General features: G+C 57.7%; 1 protein-coding gene. It reads left to right on the forward strand.

Going from position 1 to position 1,998, the window contains the following annotated elements:
* The first annotated feature begins 460 nt into the window (after window positions 1–460).
* Window positions 461–676 carry a helix-turn-helix domain-containing protein gene (locus J4G38_RS27945; RefSeq protein ID WP_210522180.1) on the forward strand — a complete coding sequence of 72 codons (216 nt, stop codon included), beginning with the start codon at window positions 461–463 and terminating at the stop codon, window positions 674–676.
* The last annotated feature ends 1,322 nt before the right edge of the window (window positions 677–1,998 follow it).

A 1,998-nucleotide genomic window follows, 5' to 3' on the forward strand; every position in this document is an offset into this window, starting at 1 on the left:
AGAATTTAAGTATACCTTTTATCGCTATCGCTTTTACGACGCTAATCTCTATGATGAGCTAAGGAGTGATGATACGACAAAAAAACGCAGAGCATACCTGCTCAGGTTTATTCGTGACAATGCGCAGCATGTGATGAGACACAATGACGATGAATACAAAATAGTTGAGCGATGAAAAATAGCGTAACATTAACTCTAACTTATGAGGAAGCTCTGGTAGTAAGGCATAGCCTTGAATCCTACTGCGACAAGTGGAGAGAGCATATAATAGAGTTGTCTATAATTTCTTCCAACGACGACACAAGCACCGAAATTAAAGAGCGATGCGTGAAAGAAATATTTGAGCTTGACAAGCTAAGAACAAGTGCTCAGCGCTTGTGGCTCAAAGTGAGCAACGAAATGTATGCGAGCACCCCTGCACCAGAACACATACAATCAGCATTCCAAGACCCAGACGACAATGACTAAGGAAAATTACATGTACTTTGTTGGCGCGCTGGTGCGCCACCACAGAAAGCTGGCCAATATGAGCCTAAACGAATTGAGCGAGAAAAGCGGTGTGCACATCGCGAGGCTGAGCGGGTTAGAAAACGGAAAGGAGAATCCAACGATTTCCACCATGAAGCACATAGCTGATGCGCTTAATCTCCCGCTCAACAGCTTTTTTGACTTCTGAATTCCTACCTTCCACGCGGATGGATGGCAATAGGGGCACTCTGAGGGGTGCCCCTTGCTTATTGCCCTAGGTGCAACGGCCAACGGGTGCGGATGCTCCGCGCGGTGGGGTGGAGAACGGGCGGAGAGGCGCGAGGAGATGGGTGGAGAGTCGCTGAGAGCTGATGGATGCACCGCGCGAGCCTGACAGAGGGCGAGCCGTGCGCCACGGGAGCGCTCGCGGAGCGGGCGCGGATGGGGCGCGCGGAGCGCCCGTTGAAGTCTAGGAGAGGACGGGTGCACCCTGAGGGGTGGCGCGCCCCTTCTGGGATGTGTCAAAAAGTTGGAAGGATACCCTCGGCGAGGGGTCTGCCGACCCCCTAAAAAAAAGAGGGGGGTCTTGTTGGGGGTCGTGCGTTCGTCAATCGTAGGCGGGGCGCGGGTTGCGGTGGTATTAAAGGCTCGTTTATAATGGCAAAACTTGTCGGGTGCTACTCACACCCGAGATGTTTTCGCGAGCTGAGCGAAGCGAAGATGAAAAAAGTACCGCAGAGCGAGGCCGAAACTCGGCCGAAGCGGTTAGAAAATCAGATGCGGACGTAACTTCCGGGGGCGCGAAGCGCCACGGGGGTGCCGGGGGAATGGGCCGGGGCGCCGGAGCCGCGCGCGGTGCGACGCTGAAGGCGGCGCGGGGGGCACGCGAAGCGGGCACCCAACGGGGAAGGGAGGGGCCCGCCCCGACCGCGCGCGGCGGAGGTGCAACGGCCCATGGGGGCGGCGCGGGATGCGGGTGCACGATGCGCCCGCAGACCGCATTGCATTCAAAAAAGAATATCCCGTTATGTTTAAGCCTGCGTTTGGCGCAGGCGGCGGGGCTCCCGCACCGCTAAACATAATGAAAGATTCTTTTTTGGACAAGGGAACGATGCGATGCCGTAGAACGATGCTACAGCCCGCAGAGGGGCAGTGCCGAGGCGAGGCAGTGCCGAGGCGCGTCCCGGCCTAAAAAGGTCCGTGGGTGAGACGTGGGGGATAGGCTGTTGTAACTAAAAGCATCTGGCGGAGGGGCGAGCCTCCCGAGCTTAGCACATGGAGTTCCGTGACCGCTTGCGGTCTGGAACGGAATATGCGTAGTGAGGGTGGCGGGGCGGTTGTAACTTGGGGCATTCGGTGGGGCGGTGTGGCTGTAGACACATGGCGCGCCTTTAGACGCGCGGTGGGGCGGAAGCCATACGGCCACACCGCGAGGACGCGAGCGTAGCGAGCGCACGCGAGCGAGCGAAGCGAGCGAGCTCGGCCAACGGGCATCCCGCAGGCGCGAGCCGAAGTGTAGCAATGAGAGAG

Origin of the sequence: Hymenobacter terricola (assembly GCF_017921975.2) — a bacterium.
Taxonomy (GTDB): Bacteria; Bacteroidota; Bacteroidia; order Cytophagales; family Hymenobacteraceae; genus Hymenobacter; species Hymenobacter terricola.

Coding starts and splice junctions, on each gene's coding strand:
- J4G38_RS27945 (WP_210522180.1), top strand. CDS start 461: ATGACTAAGGAAAATTACATGTACTTTGTTGGCGCGCTGGTGCGCCAC.